We start from the raw sequence: 20,497 nt of genomic DNA, 5'->3' as shown, positions 1-20,497 counted from the left end.
AGCGCAGAGATGGAAAGAGCCGCAAAGGGCATCACCTTGACCAATCCCGACACCAAACTGATCGCCGCAATCGACCTGCCCGCCGCCCTTGGCTTGCTGACACGGTTGCCGGTGCGGGTGGATAGCGACAAGGCCGCAGCGCGCGGCGCGGCGGCGGCCTGGGCCTATCCGCTGGCGGGCATGGTGATCGGGCTGAAACAGGCGGTCACGCTGGCCCTGCTTTTGTGGCTCGGTGTGCCAGCAGCGATCAGCGCCGCCTTGGCGCTGGCGCTGGCGGTGGTGCTGACCGGGGCGATGCACGAAGACGGGCTGGCCGATAGCGCGGACGGGCTGTGGGGCGGCTGGGACAAGGCGCGCCGACTGGCCATCATGAAAGACAGCCATATCGGCAGCTATGGTGTGATCGCGCTGGCGTTGACGCTGTTATTGCGCTGGCTCGGGCTGGTCGCGATTGCCGGGGCTGATGGCTTTGCGCTGGTGCTGATCGTCATCGCAGGGCTTAGCAGGGCAGGCATGGTGGGCGTCATGGCTGCCCTGCCCCATGCGCGTGGTGACGGGCTGTCACGCGCTGTCGGGCGACCTGCGGCGCGCACGGTCTGGCTCGCCATCGGGTTGGGGGCCGGGTTGGCAGTGGTCACCGGCTATCTGCCGCTAGTGATCCTCGCCGCCATCGTGGCAACGCTCTGCGCCCTGATTGCAAAGGCCAAGATCGGCGGACAGACCGGCGATATCCTTGGCGCGATCCAGCAACTGACCGAAGTCGCGTTGCTGGTCGCCGTGGCATCCATGCTGGCATAGAGCGTCGCGCAATCCGCTGTGCAACTGCCGTGGCGAAAAAGTTGCCAATTGGCAATTCTGCGATATGTGCTATGTTATCAAAGCCTTACTTGAAATAGGCGACAGCCGGAAAATCCCCGGATTGCCCAAGTTCAGTCAGACGCGATCGACCCTAAATCTGCTTTTCCGGCATCTGCACCCGCAGACCGTCCAGCGCATCGCTGACCTTCAACTGGCAGGTCAGGCGCGATTTGACGGGATCGGGCTTGAAGGCGAAATCGAGCATGTCATCCTCCATCGCGTCCTTGGCGGGCAGTTTGTCGACCCATGCATCATCAACATAGACATGGCAGGTCGAACAGGCGCAGGCACCGCCGCAATCCGCTTCAATCCCCGGAATGCCATTGTCGCGCGCACCTTCCATGACAGTCAGGCCATTGGGCACATCCACGATATGTTCCTTGCCGCCATGTTCGACATAAGTGATTTTCGCCATTTTCCGGTCCCTTGCAGTAAGAATGATGTTCCCTGCGTTCCTAAATGACGCGACCCTGCGGGGCCAGCGTAAATCTTGCCGCAGGGCGCGCGTCATGGCGCGCTATATTGATCGAGCTTATAGGTCAGCGCGCGGCGGATCATCGGCCATTCGGAGGCGATGATGCTATAGACGCAAGTGTCGCGCAGGCTGCCATCCGGCATCCGCATATGCTGGCGCAGGATACCGTCAAGCTTGGCCCCGAGCCGTTCAATCGCGCGGCGGCTTTGCTGGTTCATGACATGCGTGCGGAATTCAACGGCGAGACACCCCAGGTCTTCGAACGCATGGGACAACAGCAGCAATTTCGCTTCGGTGTTCAGCGACGTGCGCTGCACGCTGCTGGCATAGAATGTGGACCCGATTTCCACCCGCGGGCTGTCAGCGTCGATGTTCATATAGGTGGTCATGCCAACCACCTTGCCGGTGGCCGCCTCCAGCACGGTAAAGGGCAGCATCGTCCCGGCCGCCTGCAGGGTTAGCCGCCGATCAATCTCTGCTTCCATCGCATCGGGTGTGGGGATGGTCGTGTACCACAATTGCCAAAGCGCACCATCCTGCACTGCGGCGACAAGCCCGTCGTGATGATCGCGCATCAGGGGCGCCAGTGTGACATATCTGCCCGACAAATGGATCGGTTCAATGGCCATGGTGGTGGTCTTTCATTACATCATTGCCACGTTTGTACTTGGCGGCCCGGCGTTTGGATAGCGCAGACACCAAACACAAAGGGCGGTCCACCGGACCGCCCTTTGTCGAATGATGAGCAGCAAAGCCTACTCTTCCAGCACCAGCGCCACAAACCGTGGATCGCCGCCACGACGGACCAGCATCAGGATGGATGTCCGTCCGGCATCGACCGCAACGTCGATCTGCTCCTGCAACTCTGCCACAGAACTGACCGGCTGACGCGAGGCTTCGGTGATCACATCGCCTTCGATCAGGCCTTTGGATGCGGCGTCCGAATCAGGGGAGATACCGGTGATAACCAGCCCCTCCTCGACACTCAGCGAGAATTGCTCGCTCAGCTCCGGTGTGATCGGGGACAGCGACAGGCCCAGCACTTCGGATGGCTCGGCGGGTGCTTCTTCCGGGGCGGCAGCAGGGAAAGCTGTCGCTTCTGACGTTTCACGGCGGCCCAACACCACGGTCAGCTCTTCCATTTCGCCGTCGCGCAGGACAGTCACCGGGACTTCCTTGCCAACGGGCGAATTGCCGACGATACGGACCAGTTCGCGGGTATCTTCGATCTCGACCCCTTCAAAGATCAGGATGACATCGCCGGACAGCATCCCCGAATCCTCTGCCGGGCCGGCGGGCACATCAGTGACCAGCGCGCCACGTGCTGTGTCCAAACCGTCGATTGCCGCAACCATATCCGGTGTCACATCCTGAATGCGGACACCCAGCCACCCACGGCGGGTTTCACCGAATTCGATCAGCTGATCGACAACATTGGTCACAACCTCAGACGACATCGCAAAGCCGATCCCGATCGATCCGCCGGTGGGCGACAGGATCGCGGTATTCACGCCAATCACCTCACCATCCATGTTGAACAGCGGCCCGCCGGAATTGCCCCGGTTGATGGCGGCATCGGTCTGGATGTAATCATCATAGGTGCCAGAAAGCGCCCGGTTGCGTGCGGACACGATCCCGGCAGAGACCGAAAACCCTTGGCCCAGCGGGTTGCCCATTGCGACGACCCAATCGCCGACGCGCGCGCCTTCGCCATTGCTGTCGCCAAATGTGACGAATGGCAAATCGGTGGCATCAACTTTCAGCACGGCAAGATCGGTGTTGGGGTCGGTGCCGATCAATTCTGCGGGCAGTTCTTCGCCGGAGTAGAATTCGATCAGGATTTCATCGGCGCCCTCGATGACGTGGTTATTGGTGACGATGAACCCGTCATCAGAGATCACGAAACCAGACCCCAGCGCGGATGACCGTTGCGGACCACCCCGTGGACCTTGGTTAAAAAACTCTTCAAACGGCGAGCCTTCGGGCACGATGCCCGGCGGGACGACACGTTCTGCCACCGTTGTGCTGGTGGTGATATTGACGACCGATGGGCTGACCTGTTCGGCCAGATCGGCAAAAGTCGCGGGACGTTCCTGCGACAGCACGGCATTGGCCTGCATCACCACGAACGCCAGCGCCAATGCCAGCGTCGTGAAAAATGCGGTCACCAGAATGCGCAGGCGACCCGTGTCTTGTTGGATAGCGACAGCCTTGGATTTCACGAAAAATCTCCCTCAGGTTGGGCGGGATGATCAGAACATCTCACCGAAAACATAATATGAAGTTAAAGCCGGAATAAAACTCTGCAATCCCCCTCACTGCCAAGTGATCATTGGGCCTTTTCAAATGCAAAAGGCCAGCACAACGGCTGGCCCTTTGTTTCAGTTTGCGCAGAAATCACTGCAACGCTGCTTCTTCTTCCGGCTGCGGCAGGGAAGGCACAGCCGTCCCGGTGCCGGTATCGGCGCCCGCGCTGAGCGAGGATGCGCCTTCGGCAGACCGCAGGTAGTTGAAGAATTCGCTTTCCGGCGACATCACCATCATCGTATTCCCACCCTGCAAAGCCCGCTGATAGGCGGTCATGGACCGATAGAATTCAAAGAATTCCGGGTCTTCGCCAAAGGCCGTTGCATAGATTTCGTTTCGCGCGGCATCAGCCTCACCCTGAATGATCTGGCTTTCACGTTCAGCCTCGGACACCAGTTCGACCACGGTGCGGTCGGCCTGCGCCTGAATCCGCTGGGCCGCTTCGCGACCACGGGCGATTTCATCGGCCGCTTCGCGTTCACGTTCGGCCTTCATCCGCTCGTAAGTAGCGTTGAGGTTGGCCTCTGGCAGATCAGTCCGTTTCAGCCGCACGTCCAGAACCTGCAGACCCAGCGCCTCGGCCTCTGTGATGGCCGCGTTGCGAATGCGCAGCATCAAAGCGGCACGATCAGTGGACAGGATGTCGTTTGACGATACCGAACCCAACACTTCGCGGGTGTTGGCGCGCAGGATGCTGTCCAGCCGCTGCGACGCGGCTGCAAGCCCACCGGCACCGACAGCACGGCGGAACTGCTCAACATCAGAGATCCGGAACCGGGCGAAAGCATCGACCACCAGACGGCGATCATCGGCGGGCGTCACCTCGATCGGGTCCAGATCACGGCTGAGGATACGGTCGTCGTATTTCACGACTTCCTGAATCAGCGGAAGTTTGAACCCAAGACCGGGTTCTTCCTTCACATTCACGATCTGACCGAATTGCAGCACCAGCGCCTTTTCGCGTTCATCGACGATAAAGACCGACGAAAACGCGACGACGATGATCACGACCAACGCGGGGATAAGTAGAGCTGTTTTCCGCATTAGTTGCTTCCTTCTGCTGCGGCGGGTGTGCGCCGCATTTCATTGAGCGGCAGATAAGGCACGACGCCCTGGCTGCCTGCTGCGCTTTCATCCATCATGATGATGTCGACATCACCCAAAACACCTTCCAGCGTTTCCAGATAGATCCGCTTGCGCGTCACATCCGGGGCCTGCACATATTCTGCAAGCACCGAGGTAAAGCGGCTGGCTTCACCGACCGCTTCGTTCACGACGCGGGCACGGTAGCCTTCGGCCTGTTCAAGGACCTGTGCTGACTGACCACGTGCTTCCGCAACCACGCGGTTGGCATAGGCGTCAGCGACGTTTTGCAGACGGTCACGTTCCTGTCGCGCATCCTGCACCTGACGGAAGGCCGCGATGACAGGTTCCGGCGGATCGGCCTTGTCAAAGTTGACACGGATGATGTTCACGCCGGACTGGAAACTGTCGAGAGAGGCTTGAATATCCTCCTGCAGCCGGTCGGCAATGGCACCACGGTCACGGTTCAGAATAGGTGCGAGTTCCGATTGGGAAATGATTTCACGCATTGCAGATTCCGACACGGCCGCGATGGTCTGGGGCGGGTCAGCAAGGCTGAAGAGATAAAGCTGCGGATCAACAATATTCCACACGATCTGGAAATCGATATCGACGATGTTTTCATCGCCGGTCAGCATCAGCCCCGGATCACGGCGGGTGGCGCTTTCACCGATGTCGATGGTCCGTTCGGTCGAGACTGCAATCACTTCGCGGGTGATGATAGGCCAAGGCGCAAAGTTCAGGCCCGGCTCACCCGTGCTGTAATAGCTGCCAAGGAACAGCTCGACAGAGCGTTCTTCCGGACGAACGGTGTAGAAAGACGCAAACAGCCACAATGCGGCCAGCGCCAGAATCCCGATTCCGACAGTGCCGCGCGTCAGTTTCGGGCCATTGCCGCCGCCGCCAGTACCATTGGCATTGCCACGGTTTCCGCCGCCACCCATCAGGACGCGCAGTTGTTCGCGGCCTTTGTTGACCAGATCGTCAATCTCGGGGATGTTGGGGCCATCGCTGCCGGGTCTGCGCCCGCCGCCATTGTTGCGGCCACCATCGTTGCGACCGCCGTCATTGCCGCCTCCGCCGTTGTTTCCGCCGCCGCCCCAGGGGCCTCCTGAATTTCCTGCCATCTCTTCCCTATGCTTCCTTTCAGCCTTGCCCGGCGAACCGGGCCTTGATTGGTCATGTGTGTCCTGCAAATGCTTTATCAAGCGCTGCGGACGGGGTCCTTCATTGTCACGAGTTCTTCCGCCATGGTGGGGTGAACGGCGACAGTGCGGTCAAAGTCTTCTTTTGTTGCGCCCATCTTGATCGCGATGCCGGCCAGCTGGATCATCTCGCCTGCGTGGTCTGCGACGATATGACAGCCCAGAACCTTGCGGGTTTCAATGCTGACGACCAGTTTCATCATGACACGGTCGCTGCGTCCGGCAAAGGCATGGTTCATCGGTTTGAAGGACGTGCAGTAAATCTCGACCGGTTCAATCTCGCGCGCCTGTTCTTCGGTCAGGCCGATGGTGCCAAGTTCGGGCTGGGTAAAGACTGCCGAAGGGATCAGATCATAATCGGTCTTGGTCGGGTTACCTTTGAACACAGTCTCTACGAATGCCATACCTTCGCGGATCGCGACAGGGGTCAGCTGGACACGGTCGGTCACGTCTCCGATAGCGTAGATCGAGGGCACGGCGGTCTGGCTGTAATCATCGACGATGATTTCGCCATGCCGCCCGGTGGCGACACCGGCCTGATCCAGCCCCATGTTTTCGGTATTGGGCGCACGGCCAGTGGCAAACAGGACCTGATCATAGATCGCTTCTTTGCCATTGGTCGCCTTGACCCAGATTCCCTTGGCGGGTTTGCCGGATGCGACCGAGGTGGGTTTGCCCTCTTCAATCGGGGCGCTCATCCCTTCACCTTGCAGATCATCCTCAGTGGCGGCGCGCATTTCGACGATATTGGTGCCCAGATGCAGGTTCACGCCTTTGTCGCGCATGCCTTCGGCGACCAGCCCGCGGGCTTCGTCATCAAAGCCGCGCAGGATCTGCGCACCGCGGTAGAATTGCGTCACGTCAACGCCCAGGCCATTGAGGATGCCTGCGAATTCTGATGCGATATAGCCGCCGCCGATAATCAGGATCGATTTCGGCAAGTCTTCCAACAGGAAGATATCGTTGGACGTGATCCCCAGTTCCGCGCCCGGAATATCGGGCAGCACAGGCCGCCCGCCGGTGGCGATCAGGATATGTTTTGCTGTCAATTCCTGCCCGGTGGACAGGGTAATCGTATGCGCATCTTTCAGACTGGCGCGGGCATCGAAAACCTCGACCCCGGCATTGGCCAGCATCTTGCGATAAATCCCTTCCAGCCGGTCAAGCTCCTTGTGCAAGGCCGTGCGGAACCGGGGCCAGTTGAACGGGCCATCCTCCACATCCCAGCCATAAGCGCGGGCATCATCGAACATTTCGGAATAGCTGGACGCAAAAACCATCAGCTTTTTGGGCACGCAGCCCCGGATCACGCAGGTCCCGCCCATGCGGAATTCTTCGGCCAAAGCGACCTTGGCGCCGGTTGCTGCGGTCACACGCGCGGCACGCACCCCGCCAGAACCGCCGCCGATGACAAAAAGATCATAGTCAAAAGTCATTTTAATTCCTTGGGTTGCGGTGTGACCTGAAGATTAATCAGCCAGCCGCGCAAAAATATTCTCATCGTCGCGCACATCATATTGCAGCACTTCACTGGCGTTGTTGCTGATGTCGCGCACTTCGACCCGGCCAGTGCCATGACCGACGATGACCATATCACAGATGTCGATGAACAGCCCGTTTTCAACCACACCCGGGATCTGGTTCAGTGCAATCGACAGATGCTGCGGATTGCCGATCCGCTTGAGGTGCAGATCAAGGATGAAATTGCCTTCGTCGGTGATATAAGGGTCCGTGCCCTGCATCCGCTGGGTCACTTCGCGGCCTAGCACATCGGCGCCGGTCAGCACATCTTCGATCAGCGTCCGGGTCGTATGCATGCCAAAGGGCAACACCTCGACCGGCAGCGGGAAGGCCCCCAGCGCCGCCACCTGTTTGGAGGCATCGGCGATCACGATCATCCGGTCACTGGCTGTGGCCACGACCTTTTCCCGCAGATGCGCGCCGCCGCCGCCTTTGATCAGGTTCAGATGGCTGTCATATTCATCGGTCCCGTCGATGGTCAGGTCGAGCCATTTCGCCTCGTCCAGCGTGATGATCTCGATCCCGACCTCGCGCGCCATCTCTGCCGTGCGGTTGGATGTCGGCACGCCTTTGATCTTCAGCCCTTCGTTGCGGACCATCTCGCCCAGACATTGCACCAGCCAGGCGGCGGTAGAGCCGGTGCCAAGCCCGACTTTCATGCCGGATTTGACATATTGTGTCGCCTGTTTCGCGGCGACGAATTTGGCAGTCTCGATCGGTGACAATTCGTGGGACATCTGGGGGCTCCGATTTGTTGCGGCGCTTATAGGCGGTTTGGCACCAAGGTGCGAGACCACAAATGCCGCAACCCGCAGGGTGGCTGTCGGTTTTGATAGCCCAGAGCAAGGGGGATGGGGTAGCAATGACAAAAGAGGTGCCATCATGTTTCTGTCCGTCTTCGATATGTTCAAGATCGGCATCGGCCCGTCATCATCCCACACCATCGGCCCGATGGTCGCGGCAGCGCGGTTTCTGGACCATCTGCGCGCCTTGCCCTTTGCAGTGACCGGATTGCGGGCGTCCTTGCACGGGTCACTGGCCTTCACGGGTGTGGGCCATGCCACTGACCGCGCGGTCGTTCTGGGTCTCGCGGGGTTCCGCGCCGAGGATTATGACGCCACCTTGGCCGCGGCGGAACTGGCGCGGATCAAACTCGCGCAAAATGTGCAACCCGAGGGATTGGGCGCGCTGCGCTTTGATCCGGCAAAAGATATCCTGTTCGATTACGGCCCCGCCCTGCCCGGCCATGCCAATGGGCTGATCCTGCGCGGTGTCGATGCCCAAGGCGATGTGATCACCGAGGTCACCTATTATTCCATCGGCGGCGGCTTTGTCGTCACAGCCGAGGAATTGGCCGCAGGTCAGAGCCCCGACAATGGCCCTGCCGTGCCTTATCCGTTCCGCAATGCCGCGCAGATGTTGCAGATGGCGCAGACCAGCGGCAAAACCATCGCCGCGATGAAACGCGCCAATGAGCTGACGCGGATGTCAGGCGCTGATCTTGACCGCGGCCTGATGCGGATCTGGGGCGTGATGACTGCCTGCATTGATCGCGGATTGGCCACGGACGGTATCCTGCCCGGCGGTTTGCAGGTCCGCAGGCGGGCGAAGGGGATTTACACCGCCCTGCTGGCCGAACGCGGGCTGAATATGACCGCGCCGCATACGATCAATGATTATATGTCCACCTATGCGATGGCGGTGAATGAAGAAAACGCCGCCGGTGGGCAGGTCGTGACCGCCCCCACCAATGGCGCGGCAGGTGTTGTGCCTGCGACGATCCGTTATTGGCTGGATCACGTGCCGGGGGCCACCACGACGCGCGTGCCGGAGTTTTTGCTGACAGCCGCAGCGGTGGGCGGGTTGATCAAGACCAATGCCTCAATCTCCGGTGCCGAAAGCGGCTGTCAGGCCGAGGTCGGCAGCGCCGCCGCCATGGCCGCAGCCGGGCTTGCGGCGGTTTTGGGTGGCACGCCAGAGCAGATCGAAAACGCGGCAGAGATCGGGCTGGAACATCATCTGGGCATGACCTGCGATCCGGTGAAAGGGCTGGTGCAGGTACCCTGTATCGAACGCAACGGGCTGGGGGCGATCAAGGCGGTTTCGGCCGCGTCCTTGGCGCTGCGCGGTGATGGGCAGCATCTGGTGGCTTTGGACGTGGCGATTGAGACGATGCGTCAGACCGGGGCGGATATGAGTGTGAAGTATAAAGAGACAGCCTTGGGTGGGTTGGCGGTGAATGTTCCCAATTGTTAAGCAATTGGGAAAGCGCGCCGCGCGGGGATATTTATACTCTGACGATGGTGTTGTCTTGTGATTGGCTGCGGGCTAGCCTGCGGCCATGAATGAAGACCGGCCTTTTCTGGGCATATTGTTGATGCTGGGTTTTTGCGTGTTGGCCCCTTTGGGTGACAGCATGGCAAAGCTGTTGGGCGGCATGGTCGCCCTTGGCGTGCTGGTGTTTGCGCGCTTTGCTATTCAGGCGCTGATGCTGGTCCCGCTGGTCTTGGCAAGCGGGACAGGCCTGCGCCTGCCGCCCGGTTTGCTGGGGCTGACGCTGCTGCGCACCTTGCTGCATATCTGCGGGATCGGGCTGATGTTTTCGGCTTTGCGCTATCTGCCTTTGGCCGATGCGCTGGCGATTGCCTTCGTGATGCCCTTCATCCTGCTGATCCTGGGGCATTTTTTCATGGGTGAAGAGGTTGGCCGCCACCGGATGGCCGCCTGTGCTGTGGGCTTTGGCGGCACCTTGCTGGTGATCCAGCCAAATTTCGTCGATGTCAGCGCACCGGCGCTGCTGCCCTTGGGTGTCGCCGTGGTCTTTGCCTTGTTCATGATGGTCACAAGACAGATTGCCCGCGCGCTGGACCCGATCCAGTTGCAGGCGATCAGCGGGATACAGGCGGTGCTGATCATGGCACCGGTGCTGGCGCTGCTGCCGGTCGCGCGCGGTGATTTTGATGTCTCGCTGGATGCGACTGGCTGGGCATTGATCGCAGCCCTTGGCGGGATCGGCACGCTGGCGCATCTGTTCATGACATGGAGCCTGCGGTTCGCCCCGGCCTCCACCCTCGCGCCGATGCAATATCTCGAAATTCCGGTCGGCACATTGTTTGGCTGGCTGATCTTTTCCGATCTGCCCAATGGGCTGGCGGCCTTCGGGATCTGCATCACGGTGGCGGCAGGGCTTTACGTCATCCTGCGCGAACGCCGTTTGTCACGGCCTCCACCAGATGTGCCAGCGGCAGTGTGACCAGCAAGGGTCCCTCTGCGCTGATCCGCACCGGCCCGCCTGCCGCCATGTTGGAGGCGGAATTGCGCCCTGTCGGATGCAGCGCCCAATCGGTGAAGGGCCAACGCACACCCGACACCGAGGCACGCACATCCGCCAAAGGCATCAAAGACACCCGCGCGCCTGCGGGTAATGTGATGGTGCTGCTGCCTTGCGGGGCGAGATAAGACACGTCATCGGCATCAACCAGAAACACCGGCCTGTCGGGATGCCGCGCCATGACATTCAGCACCGACAAGGCATGATCCATCCGCCCGCCGGTAAAGCCCAGCGCGATGATCTGCGGGGCATTCACCCGTGTCAGCGCCTTTTCAAAGTCGGTGCTGTCCTGTTCGGCAATATGCCACAGGCAATCCACAAATCTGGCCCGCGCCGCATCAGAGACACTGTCCAGATCACCGATCACCGCCTTGGGTATCAGGTCCCGTGCCAGCAGTTCATCCGCACCGCCATCGACGCCGACAAACCCGGCGATCAACGGCAGGACTGCCGCAAAGGCGGCTTCGGCGACCGGACCCCCGCCAATCAGACAGATCGTGCGGTCAGAGGTGACGCATTCAGTGTTGCACATGCGCAAGTTGTCTTTTCATAATCATTCCTCAATACCGACATATTCTTATGATGCCTTGCACAGAACCAAGATTCGTTCGATGCCACCGGCCGTGATGATCAGATTGTTGAGTGAGGACCCGCCTGATGAGCGACAACAGACAAATTCTTGACGTGACCTATGGCACGTTTTCCTGTCGGCTTGAAGGCTTTGAAGACAGTGTCGCAACCATGAAACTGGTGGCGGAATATCTGCATAACCTGTCCGATCAGGGTCATATCACTGACAGGTCAACCACAGCCTCCGACATGGCGGCACTGGCCGCGCTGACCGGCGGATCAGTCGAGGATGTCGGCACATCCGATGGCAAGGTGCAATTGCGGCTGCGCAAATATGACGCGGAACCGGCGACATCCCCCAATCTGCGGCAAGATCTGGCTGTGACGCAGGACGATGCCGACGAAGACAATGACAGCGTGGCGGCCAAGCTGGACCGCATCCGCGCGGTGGTCGGACGCGGCGCCGTTAAGGCTGCTGATGATGACTTCACAGAGGATCTGCCGACGCCAGAACAGCCCCGCACTGGCATGACCCCTTTGGCGCAAAGGCTGGCCGATCTGGCCTTGCGCAAAGCGGGGTTGATCGACACCGCACCCCCACATGATGATGGTAAGACGGATGATGATCCCGCCGAAAAAGCGGGTGGTGACACCGCTGATCAGCCGGAAACAGCGCAGGACGTAAAGGATGAATCTGCACCTGCGGCAGAGCCCCTGTCAGACGACAGCACGATGAATCCGGCACTTTGGGGCGCCGATGATGATCTGAACCTGCAGGATGACCTGGCCGAAGGCGGGCGCGCAAGTGACGACCGCCAAAAGCGGCAGGCATTTTCCCGCAGCGCAGATGAATCCATCCAGCGGATCCTGTCACAAACCGATGATCATCTGAACGCGCCCGAACTGCGCCGCCAGCGCGATTCTTTTGCGCAGCTCAAGGCAGCCTCTGTTGCCATCGACGCCGCCCGCCAGTTGGGCGACGAGACTGACAGCAACGCAGATATCAACGACGCCTATCGCGAAGATTTCGACGACATCGCAGCGACCCAATCGGCAGAGCCCGCGCCACAGGCCGCCCCAGTTCAATCCGATCTGGACGCGACGGATCAATATGATGACCTCACCCGGCCCTTGGTGCTGACCGCACCCATCGCCCCATCGCCTTTGCCGCCGCTACGGTTGGTCGCGTCGCAGCGCGTGGTTGATCCGATCATCCCGACCGATGGCGCCGAAGAGCGGCTGCGCCGGATCGTGTCGCGGATCGAAGGAAAGACAGTAGATCCGGTCACTTACCCGGAGTTTGTTGCCCATCACAGCGTGACCGAGGTCGAGGAAATGATCCTTGCCGCAGCCGCCTATGTGAATTTTGTCGAAGGCAAACAGGATTTTTCCCGCCCCGAGGTGATGCGTCTTGTCCGCGCCCATGCCCCGGATGCGGTGGCGCGCGAAAACGGTGTCCGCATGTTTGGCCGCCTGGTCAGTGAAGAACGGATCATCCGGCTCGACAATGGCCGTTTTCAGGCGGCACCGGATACACCTTACCGGCCCGACAGCAAAGTTGCGCGCGGCTAATATCACCGCTTGCGGCGGCTGGCGGCGACATTGTCGCTTCCAGCTAGCGAAGCGGCCTCACTACGGACAAGACTGCAAACAGGCCGCAGGCTAGCAGAAGGCCGCGCCCCTACTCGCCGTTCGGGTCGGGCTGGCCGATGCCCACAAAAATCCATTTCAGCGGAAACACCCAACCGATGCCAAGCACGACATAGGTCAGGAATTCCAGCACCATGGGAAACCGGCTGGCCTGACTCATGATCGTGACGGCGATCACGATATAGACCGGCAGGCCCACCACCAGCACGAACAGGGCCAGACGTTTGCGGTTTTTATAGGTCATCAGCCTCAATCAGCGAAAGGGTCGGTCACGAGGATCGTATCCTCGCGCTCTGGTGAGGTGGAAACTAGGGCGACCGGGCAATCGATCAACTCTTCAATCCGGCGGACATATTTGATCGCCTGCGCCGGCAGATCGGCCCAGGACCGCGCGCCTTCGGTGGATTGGGTCCAGCCTTCGATTTCCTCATAGATCGGGGTGCAACGCGCCTGCTGATCGGCGGCGGTGGGCAGATAATCCAGACGCTCACCATCCAGATCATAGCCGACGCAGATTTTCAGAATGTCAAACCCGTCCAAAACATCAAGCTTTGTCAATGCGATGCCGTTCACACCCGATGTCGCACAGGTCTGCCGCAACAAGCAGGCATCGAACCAACCGCAACGCCGCTTGCGCCCGGTGGTCGTGCCGAATTCATGGCCGCGCGTGCCCAGACGTTCGCCATCGGCATCATGCAATTCGGTCGGGAACGGCCCTTCGCCCACGCGGGTGGTATAGGCTTTGACAATCCCCAGCACAAAATCAATCGCGCCCGGCCCCATGCCCACACCTGTCGCCGCCTGCCCTGCGATGACGTTGGACGAGGTGACATAGGGATAGGTGCCGAAATCAATATCCAGCAGCGCGCCCTGTGCGCCCTCAAACAGGATGCGTTTGCCTGCCTTGCGCTTTTCATTCAGCACTTTCCAGACCGGCGCGGCATAGGGCAGCAGCAAAGGGGCCACCTCGCGCAATTGCGCCAGCACGGCGTCGCGGTCGATCGGCTCCAGCCCCAGACCCCGGCGCAAGGCATCGTGGTGCACCAGCGCGCGGTCCAGCCGCAATTCCAGTGTCGCATCATCGGCCAGATCAGCGACACGGATCACGCGGCGGCCAACCTTGTCTTCATAGCACGGCCCGATGCCGCGCCCGGTGGTGCCGATCTTGGCCACGGAATTCTGGCTTTCGCGGGCGCGGTCCAATTCACCATGGAACGGCAGGATCAGCGGCGTATTTTCGGCCACCATCAAGGTGTCCGGCGTGATCTCCACGCCTTGCCCGCGAAGGGTCTCGATCTCTTTGAGCAGATGCCAAGGGTCCAGCACAACACCATTGCCGATCACTGACAATTTGCCTGCCCGCACCACACCCGAAGGCAGCGCATGCAATTTGTAAACGGTGCCGTCGATGACCAGAGTATGGCCCGCATTATGGCCGCCTTGAAAGCGCGCGATCACATCGGCGCGTTCGGACAGCCAGTCCACGATCTTGCCTTTGCCCTCATCGCCCCATTGCGCGCCGACGACCACCACATTTGCCATAAATCTTGTCCTTGTTTTAACCCATACCCCCTATAGCGATGCGCAGGCCCGCGCGAAACCGCAAAGTTGCGCCACCCCTGCTGGACAGCGGCGGATGCCGCAGGCATTGTCCGCGCGAATATGGGAAAGGCGGATCATGGGTTTTATTCTTCGCTGGGTCTTTGCGTTCAGCCTGCTGGCGCTGACCTATAACCCGACCGAGTGGAACTTTATCCGCTGGGGCATGGCCAATTATCAGACGCAATTGTCGCTCACCGTGCTGGCCGGGCTGGTGCTCCTGGTGGGCTATATCATCTATCTGCGCGCGACCCTGCGATCCATCGGGCTGTTCGGGATGATCCTGATCCTTGCTGTCGTCGGCACCGTGATTTGGGTGCTGTTCGATCAAGGGCTGATCAGCCTTGATAACCCGACGCTGAACACCTGGATCGCGATCCTTGCGCTGTCGATGGTGCTGGCCATCGGGCTCAGCTGGTCCATCGTGCGGCGCAAGCTGTCCGGGCAGGCCGATGTCGATGATGTGGATGAATAGGGCCCTGCGGGCGGACAAAGGGGTTGCGGCGCAGCCAGACAGCTTTTAGATACGCCCAAGCGCTGAAAGCCCCGAAAGGCCCATTATGGAAAACGTCGTCCTTATCATCCACCTGATCCTGGCGTTAAGCCTGATCGGCACCGTTCTGTTGCAGCGGTCCGAAGGCGGTGGTCTGGGCATGGGCGGCGGTGGCAGCACAGCGAACAGCCGGCCACCGGCCTCGGCGATCAGCAAATTCACCTGGATGCTGGCGGCGGCTTTCATTGCGACCTCGATCACGCTGACGCTGATCGCGGCGGGCAATACCGCAGGGTCATCTGTGGCTGACCGCGTCGGCGGGTCCGATCTGAGCGCGCCTGTCAGCACGCCGGACCTTGGCGACAGCCTGTTGCCGCCATCGGCATCGGATGAACCTTTGGTGCCGTCGGGCGACTGACCACAATCCATGGCTGATCGGCAACGGTCAGCAACATGATCTTGCGTCACGAGGTTGCGCATCTGCGCCGAATCCGCTATGGGTCAAACCCCGTGATGATGCGATTTTAACGGGTCGCTTTTCCACAAATTTTGGACTTTTCACGGGGGCATTCGCCTATGGCGCGTTACATTTTCATTACAGGTGGCGTTGTGTCTTCGCTTGGCAAAGGGCTGGCATCCGCCGCCCTTGGGGCGCTGTTGCAGGCACGCGGATTTTCGGTGCGGCTGCGCAAGCTGGACCCTTATCTGAACGTCGATCCGGGCACGATGTCGCCCTTTGAACATGGCGAGGTGTTTGTCACCGACGACGGTGCCGAAACCGATCTGGACCTTGGACATTACGAGCGTTTCACCGGCGTGCCCGCGCGCAAGACGGATTCGGTCAGTTCCGGGCGCATCTATTCCAACGTTCTGGAAAAGGAACGCCGCGGCGATTATCTGGGAAAGACGATTCAGGTCGTCCCGCATGTCACCAATGAGATCAAGGATTTCCTGCATATCGGCGAGGATGAGGTTGATTTCATGCTCTGCGAAATCGGCGGCACCGTCGGCGATATCGAAGGCCTGCCGTTTTTCGAGGCGATCCGCCAGTTTTCCCATGACAAGAAACGCGGCCAATGCATTTTCATGCATCTGACCCTGCTGCCCTATCTGGCGGCCAGCGGTGAGTTGAAAACCAAACCGACCCAGCACAGCGTCAAGGAATTGCAATCTATCGGGATCGCGCCCGATATCCTTGTGTGCCGCTCCGAACATCCGATCCCCGACAAAGAACGCGAAAAGATCGCCTTGTTCTGCAACGTGCGCAAGGAATCCGTGGTTGCTGCCTATGATTTGAAATCGATCTATGAGGCCCCGCTTGCCTATCACCAGCAGGGCCTCGATCAGGCGGTGTTGGATGCCTTCGAAATCTCGCCCGCGCCTGCCCCGAACCTTGCGATGTGGCATGATGTCTATGACCGTATCCACAATCCCGAAGGCCATGTGAAAGTTGCCATCGTCGGCAAATATACGCAGTTGGAAGATGCCTATAAATCGATAGCCGAGGCGCTGACCCATGGCGGCATGGCCAACCGGGTCAAGGTCAAGATCGAATGGGTCGATGCCGAACTTTTCGACCGCGAAGATGCCGCCCCCTATCTGGAAGGCTATCACGCCATCCTCGTCCCCGGCGGTTTTGGTGAACGCGGGACAGAAGGCAAGATCAAGGCCGCGCAATTCGCGCGTGAAAAGAAAATCCCCTATCTAGGCATCTGCCTTGGCATGCAGATGGCCGTGATCGAGGCCGCGCGCAATGTCGCCGGGCTGACCACTGCCGGGTCCGAGGAATTCGACCATGAAGCGGGCGCAAAGCGGTTTGAACCCGTGGTCTATCACCTCAAAGAATGGGTGCAGGGCAACCACACCATCGCCCGTAGCGCGGGCGACGACAAAGGCGGTACGATGCGTCTGGGGTCTTATAACGCGACCCTGACCGAAGGCTCCAAGGTTGCGGCGATCTATGGCAGCACCGCGATCGAAGAACGGCACCGGCACCGCTATGAAGTCGATGTCAAATACCGCGATGTGCTGGAGGCTGGCGGGCTGATCTTTTCGGGTATGTCACCGGACGGCAAATTGCCCGAAATCGTGGAATGGAAAGACCATCCCTGGTTCATCGGCGTGCAGTTCCACCCAGAGCTGAAATCGAAACCTTTCGCGCCACACCCGCTGTTCGCGGATTTCGTAAGGGCAGCGGTCGAGATGTCGCGGCTGGTGTAACCACCGCGACGCTGTCGAAATATTTTCGCCCTCCGCAACCTATTTCGAATCGGGTTGCCATCCCTTTGGCCCACGCTCATGCTGGTTGCACGTGATCGCCGCACTACGCGCGCGACACGAAAAGTCATGACTTATCAATGGGAGGATACGACATGCAGACCCACGCCACCAAAAGCAATGCTGCGCTCATCGCCGCCGTTCTGGCCGCGACGACCGCTTTGACCGCGCCAGCCTTCGCGCAGACCAATACCACCAGCCTGACCGAAACCTATGTGCTCGAAGGGCTCGACAATCCTTGGGACATGGCCTTTCTTGATGATGGCACGATGTTTTTCACCGAAAAATGCCTTGGCCTGTCGGTGATGCTGCCCTCGGGCGAGGTCAATAAACTGCTCGGGATGAAAGACAGCGAAGGCTACGACAGTGCCGCCAGCGATCTGTTCTGCGACGGGCAAGGCGGGATGAATGGTGTCGCGCTCGACCCGGATTTTGAAACCAACCGCCGTGTCTATGTCTATTCCCTGTCGGAAATGTCCGATCCGCAGACCAACCGCGTCATGCGCCTGACCGTCAGTGATGATTTCACCGCGGTCGCTGACCGGACCGATATCGTCGATGATATCCCGTACAAAACCGAAGCGTCGGACCATCCTTTCGGCGATACCGGGGCGCATAACGGCGGGCGGATCAGGTTCAATCCGGGCGACGGGTTCCTTTATGTCACCACCGGCGACAACCATAATTCCGAAATCCCGCAAAGCCCGACCAGCATGGGCAGCAAAGTGCTGCGCATCGACATTGACGGCAATGCCGCCGAAGACAACAGCCCGCCTGAAGGTTTCGACCCGCGTACCTACACCTATGGTCACCGCAACGTCCAAGGCATCGCGTTTCACCCTGCCACCGGCACGCCGATTGTGGCCGAACATGGCCCATGGCATTCGGATGAAATCACTGTGCTGATCAATGGCGGCAATGGTGGCTGGGACCCGCGCCCCAATATGGCCGGCCGCGAGGATTGCCCCGATGATTATTGCGGCTACAGCCCGAACCAGATGGATGGGATGAACCGCTTTGAACGGGCGGCCTTCATGCCGATGACCGATCTGGAAACCTACCCCGATGCGATGGTACCGATCTGGACCAACAATGGCTATTCGCAGGGCACATCATCGGCGACTTTCCTGACCGGCGACCAATGGGGCGACTGGGATGGCGCGCTGGCTGTCAGCCTGATGGGCATCGGCTTTGGCGGCACGCCGCTGGGTCAGCGGATCGATGTCATGACACTGAACGATGACGGCACTGAAGTGGTGGATGTGATCGAGATGACCTTGCCGATGGAACCGGGCCGGTTCCGGTCACTGGTGCAGGGACCGGATGGGGCGCTTTATACCGCGCTCGATTCCGGTGAGATCATCAAGCTGGAACCATAAGTAACAAGCCCCGCGCCGGTTTTGACCGGCGCGGGGCATCACCTTGACGCGGCAGATCAGAACCGGAAATTCACCCGGCGTGTGATCAGGATACCGGCGGTCACCTGATCATCACTCTTCACAATCGGGCTGTCCGCAGCATCGCCCTGCAATTGATCATAGCGGATCTTGCCCACGACGCCCCAGTCCGGGGTCACCTGATAGGTCAGGCTCGCCGCCAGCCCGGCGCTGACGAAACCCGCATCCGCGTCATATTGCGCAAAATCGCTGCTGATGCTTTCCGCCTCGGTCACGCCGAAATAGGTCTGCGCATAATCCTCACTGCCCCAAAGCGCGCGGGGACCGGCGCGCAATTCCCATTGCGGGGTGATCTGGTGGATGAAGTCACCGCCGAAATCGGCGACAAGGCTTTCATGCCCGCCGATGCCATAGCGCAGATTGGCAAAAGCATTGAACCCGGGCAGGCCGTAGCGCAGACCGCCGCCGAGTTCCAACGTCGCGTCGATATCATTCAGCCCCTGCAATTCACTGTTTTCAGACGCCTCGCGCGCACCGATAAACCGCAGTGATCCGCCAATACCAAAACCGCTGGCTTCGCCACTGCCCAAGGACAGGCCGTTGTAATCCAGCTGTTCCAGCGCAAAGCTGCCTGTCGGGCCGAATGAATTGCTGTCAGCCCCGAAATAGGACGGCGCCGATTTCACGCCCAGACCAAAGGTCACACCAACCTCATTCCCGGATTGTGCAAAGGCAAAGGACGGGCAGCACAGGGCCGCGATCATCAATTTACGCATAAGGCACCTTTTCAAATGTTTCGTTTCAGATTTTCAGACTACGCGGACCATATCGCATCAGGCGCACAAGGCAATGACTTGGCACTGCCCGCGCGGCCAGTTAGGCAGGGATCGCACCTGATCAAAGGCCCTGCCAATGCTGTCCTATCAACATGCCTATCACGCCGGTAACCTTGCCGATGTCCACAAACACAGCCTGCTGGCCTGGATGCTGGATTATCTGACGCAAAAGGACAAAGCCCTGTCCTATCTGGAAACCCATGCCGGGCGCGGGCTTTATGATCTGACCGATGATGCTGCTGTAAAGACAGGAGAAGCTGCGAAAGGCATCGCCATCGCGGCGGATTGGTTCGCAGCGGATCATCCCTATACCCGCGTCCTCGGCCGTATCCACGCGAAATACGGCACCAATGCTTATCCCGGGTCGCCAATTGTCGCTGCGGAAAGCCTACGCCCGATGGACAGCATCCAACTGTCCGAACTCCATCCGCAGGAATATCAGGCCCTTGCGACCCATATGGGCCCTTATGGCGGCGTCTTTCGCCAACGCGACGGGTTTGAAATGGCGCTGTCCGTCTGCCCGCCCGATCCCCGCCGGGGGTTGATGCTGATCGATCCCAGTTTCGAGGTGAAGGCAGATTACGACACGATTCCGCCGCTTTTGACCAAGGTGCATCGCAAATGGGGCGTGGGGATTCTGGTGCTGTGGTATCCCCTGCTGACCGACAACCCGCATCTGCCGATGCTCCGCGCCTTGCGGGAGGCTTTCCCCGATGGCTTGCGGCACGAGGTCGGCTTTCCCCCTGCCCGCCCCGGCCATCGGATGGTGGGTTCAGGTCTGTTTGTCGTGAACCCGCCTTATGGTCTGACGGAAGAGGCACAGCGCCTCTCGGCCCTGTTTGACACCAAGCTCAAGCAGAAGTGATGTTTGCTCTGACACAGAAAGGTCTTATGT

General features: G+C 59.8%; 20 protein-coding genes. 9 read left to right on the top strand and 11 right to left on the bottom strand.

The window, feature by feature from the left end:
• Positions 1-9: 9 nt before the first annotated feature.
• Positions 10-798, top strand: a complete 789-nt coding sequence (locus tag VOY09_RS00220) for an adenosylcobinamide-GDP ribazoletransferase (protein WP_416236722.1) — start codon at positions 10-12, stop codon at positions 796-798.
• 151 nt (positions 799-949) lie between these two features.
• Here VOY09_RS00220 and VOY09_RS00215 read toward each other — a convergent pair whose 3' ends face one another.
• From VOY09_RS00215 to rpiA, 7 genes are all read right to left on the bottom strand, one after another.
• Positions 950-1,273 carry a 2Fe-2S iron-sulfur cluster-binding protein gene (locus VOY09_RS00215; protein ID WP_322892903.1) on the bottom strand — a complete coding sequence of 108 codons (324 nt, stop codon included), beginning with the start codon at positions 1,271-1,273 and terminating at the stop codon, positions 950-952.
• A gap of 92 nt (positions 1,274-1,365) precedes the next feature.
• Positions 1,366-1,962 (bottom strand): GNAT family protein, encoded by a 597-nt coding sequence (locus tag VOY09_RS00210; protein ID WP_322892904.1) that lies wholly within the window; start codon positions 1,960-1,962, stop codon positions 1,366-1,368.
• 126 nt (positions 1,963-2,088) lie between these two features.
• Positions 2,089-3,555 carry a Do family serine endopeptidase gene (locus VOY09_RS00205; RefSeq protein WP_416236723.1) on the bottom strand — a complete coding sequence of 489 codons (1,467 nt, stop codon included), beginning with the start codon at positions 3,553-3,555 and terminating at the stop codon, positions 2,089-2,091.
• 175 nt (positions 3,556-3,730) lie between these two features.
• Positions 3,731-4,684, bottom strand: coding sequence for a protease modulator HflC (locus VOY09_RS00200; RefSeq protein ID WP_322892905.1), 954 nt, complete (start codon positions 4,682-4,684; stop codon positions 3,731-3,733).
• On the bottom strand, positions 4,684-5,850 hold the full coding sequence (hflK, locus tag VOY09_RS00195; protein ID WP_322892906.1) for an FtsH protease activity modulator HflK: 1,167 nt from the start codon (positions 5,848-5,850) through the stop codon (positions 4,684-4,686). The genes VOY09_RS00200 and hflK overlap by 1 nt, the downstream gene beginning before the upstream one ends.
• Before the next feature lie 77 nt (positions 5,851-5,927).
• Entirely contained in the window at positions 5,928-7,364 is a 1,437-nt protein-coding gene (locus VOY09_RS00190) for an FAD-dependent oxidoreductase (protein WP_322892907.1), read from the bottom strand.
• 33 nt (positions 7,365-7,397) lie between these two features.
• On the bottom strand, positions 7,398-8,186 hold the full coding sequence (gene rpiA, locus VOY09_RS00185; RefSeq protein ID WP_322892908.1) for a ribose-5-phosphate isomerase RpiA: 789 nt from the start codon (positions 8,184-8,186) through the stop codon (positions 7,398-7,400).
• A 145-nt stretch (positions 8,187-8,331) separates the two neighbouring features.
• Here rpiA and VOY09_RS00180 point away from each other — a divergent pair, with 145 nt between their 5' ends.
• Entirely contained in the window at positions 8,332-9,705 is a 1,374-nt protein-coding gene (locus VOY09_RS00180; RefSeq protein WP_322892909.1) for an L-serine ammonia-lyase, read from the top strand.
• Positions 9,706-9,790: 85 nt separating this feature from the next.
• Positions 9,791-10,702, top strand: coding sequence for a DMT family transporter (locus tag VOY09_RS00175; protein WP_322892910.1), 912 nt, complete (start codon positions 9,791-9,793; stop codon positions 10,700-10,702).
• Here the strand turns inward: VOY09_RS00175 and VOY09_RS00170 are convergent.
• Positions 10,644-11,312 carry a thiamine diphosphokinase gene (locus tag VOY09_RS00170; protein ID WP_322892911.1) on the bottom strand — a complete coding sequence of 223 codons (669 nt, stop codon included), beginning with the start codon at positions 11,310-11,312 and terminating at the stop codon, positions 10,644-10,646. The two genes, VOY09_RS00175 and VOY09_RS00170, sit on opposite strands and share 59 nt — an antisense overlap.
• 125 nt (positions 11,313-11,437) lie before the next feature.
• Here VOY09_RS00170 and VOY09_RS00165 point away from each other — a divergent pair, with 125 nt between their 5' ends.
• A complete protein-coding gene (locus VOY09_RS00165) occupies positions 11,438-12,922 on the top strand; it encodes a hypothetical protein (RefSeq protein ID WP_322892912.1) in 1,485 nt (494 codons plus the stop codon).
• Between the two features lie 109 nt (positions 12,923-13,031).
• On the opposite strand, the gene VOY09_RS00160 is transcribed toward VOY09_RS00165, so the two are convergent.
• Positions 13,032-13,244 carry a DUF2842 domain-containing protein gene (locus VOY09_RS00160; protein ID WP_322892913.1) on the bottom strand — a complete coding sequence of 71 codons (213 nt, stop codon included), beginning with the start codon at positions 13,242-13,244 and terminating at the stop codon, positions 13,032-13,034.
• A 5-nt stretch (positions 13,245-13,249) separates the two neighbouring features.
• The gene (locus tag VOY09_RS00155; protein WP_322892914.1) at positions 13,250-14,542 is read right to left on the bottom strand and encodes an adenylosuccinate synthase; all 1,293 of its coding nucleotides are present in this window, start codon (positions 14,540-14,542) and stop codon (positions 13,250-13,252) included.
• A 136-nt stretch (positions 14,543-14,678) separates the two neighbouring features.
• Here VOY09_RS00155 and VOY09_RS00150 point away from each other — a divergent pair, with 136 nt between their 5' ends.
• From VOY09_RS00150 to VOY09_RS00135, 4 genes are all read left to right on the top strand, one after another.
• Positions 14,679-15,074, top strand: a complete 396-nt coding sequence (locus VOY09_RS00150; RefSeq protein WP_322892915.1) for a DUF6524 family protein — start codon at positions 14,679-14,681, stop codon at positions 15,072-15,074.
• A gap of 85 nt (positions 15,075-15,159) precedes the next feature.
• Positions 15,160-15,510 (top strand): preprotein translocase subunit SecG, encoded by a 351-nt coding sequence (gene secG, locus VOY09_RS00145; protein ID WP_322892916.1) that lies wholly within the window; start codon positions 15,160-15,162, stop codon positions 15,508-15,510.
• Positions 15,511-15,668: 158 nt separating this feature from the next.
• On the top strand, positions 15,669-17,312 hold the full coding sequence (locus VOY09_RS00140; RefSeq protein ID WP_322892917.1) for a CTP synthase: 1,644 nt from the start codon (positions 15,669-15,671) through the stop codon (positions 17,310-17,312).
• A gap of 152 nt (positions 17,313-17,464) precedes the next feature.
• Positions 17,465-18,748, top strand: coding sequence for a PQQ-dependent sugar dehydrogenase (locus VOY09_RS00135; RefSeq protein WP_322892918.1), 1,284 nt, complete (start codon positions 17,465-17,467; stop codon positions 18,746-18,748).
• A gap of 56 nt (positions 18,749-18,804) precedes the next feature.
• On the opposite strand, the gene VOY09_RS00130 is transcribed toward VOY09_RS00135, so the two are convergent.
• Positions 18,805-19,542 (bottom strand): MipA/OmpV family protein, encoded by a 738-nt coding sequence (locus VOY09_RS00130; RefSeq protein WP_322892919.1) that lies wholly within the window; start codon positions 19,540-19,542, stop codon positions 18,805-18,807.
• Positions 19,543-19,678: 136 nt separating this feature from the next.
• Here VOY09_RS00130 and rlmJ point away from each other — a divergent pair, with 136 nt between their 5' ends.
• A complete protein-coding gene (rlmJ, locus tag VOY09_RS00125) occupies positions 19,679-20,467 on the top strand; it encodes a 23S rRNA (adenine(2030)-N(6))-methyltransferase RlmJ (RefSeq protein ID WP_322892920.1) in 789 nt (262 codons plus the stop codon).
• The last annotated feature ends 30 nt before the right edge of the window (positions 20,468-20,497 follow it).

It is taken from the genome of Yoonia sp. 67-2 (assembly GCF_035117555.1).
Taxonomy (GTDB): domain Bacteria; phylum Pseudomonadota; class Alphaproteobacteria; order Rhodobacterales; family Rhodobacteraceae; genus Yoonia.
The sequence above is the reverse complement of the archived record's forward strand: the minus strand, read 5'-3'. Positions and strand labels throughout refer to the sequence as shown.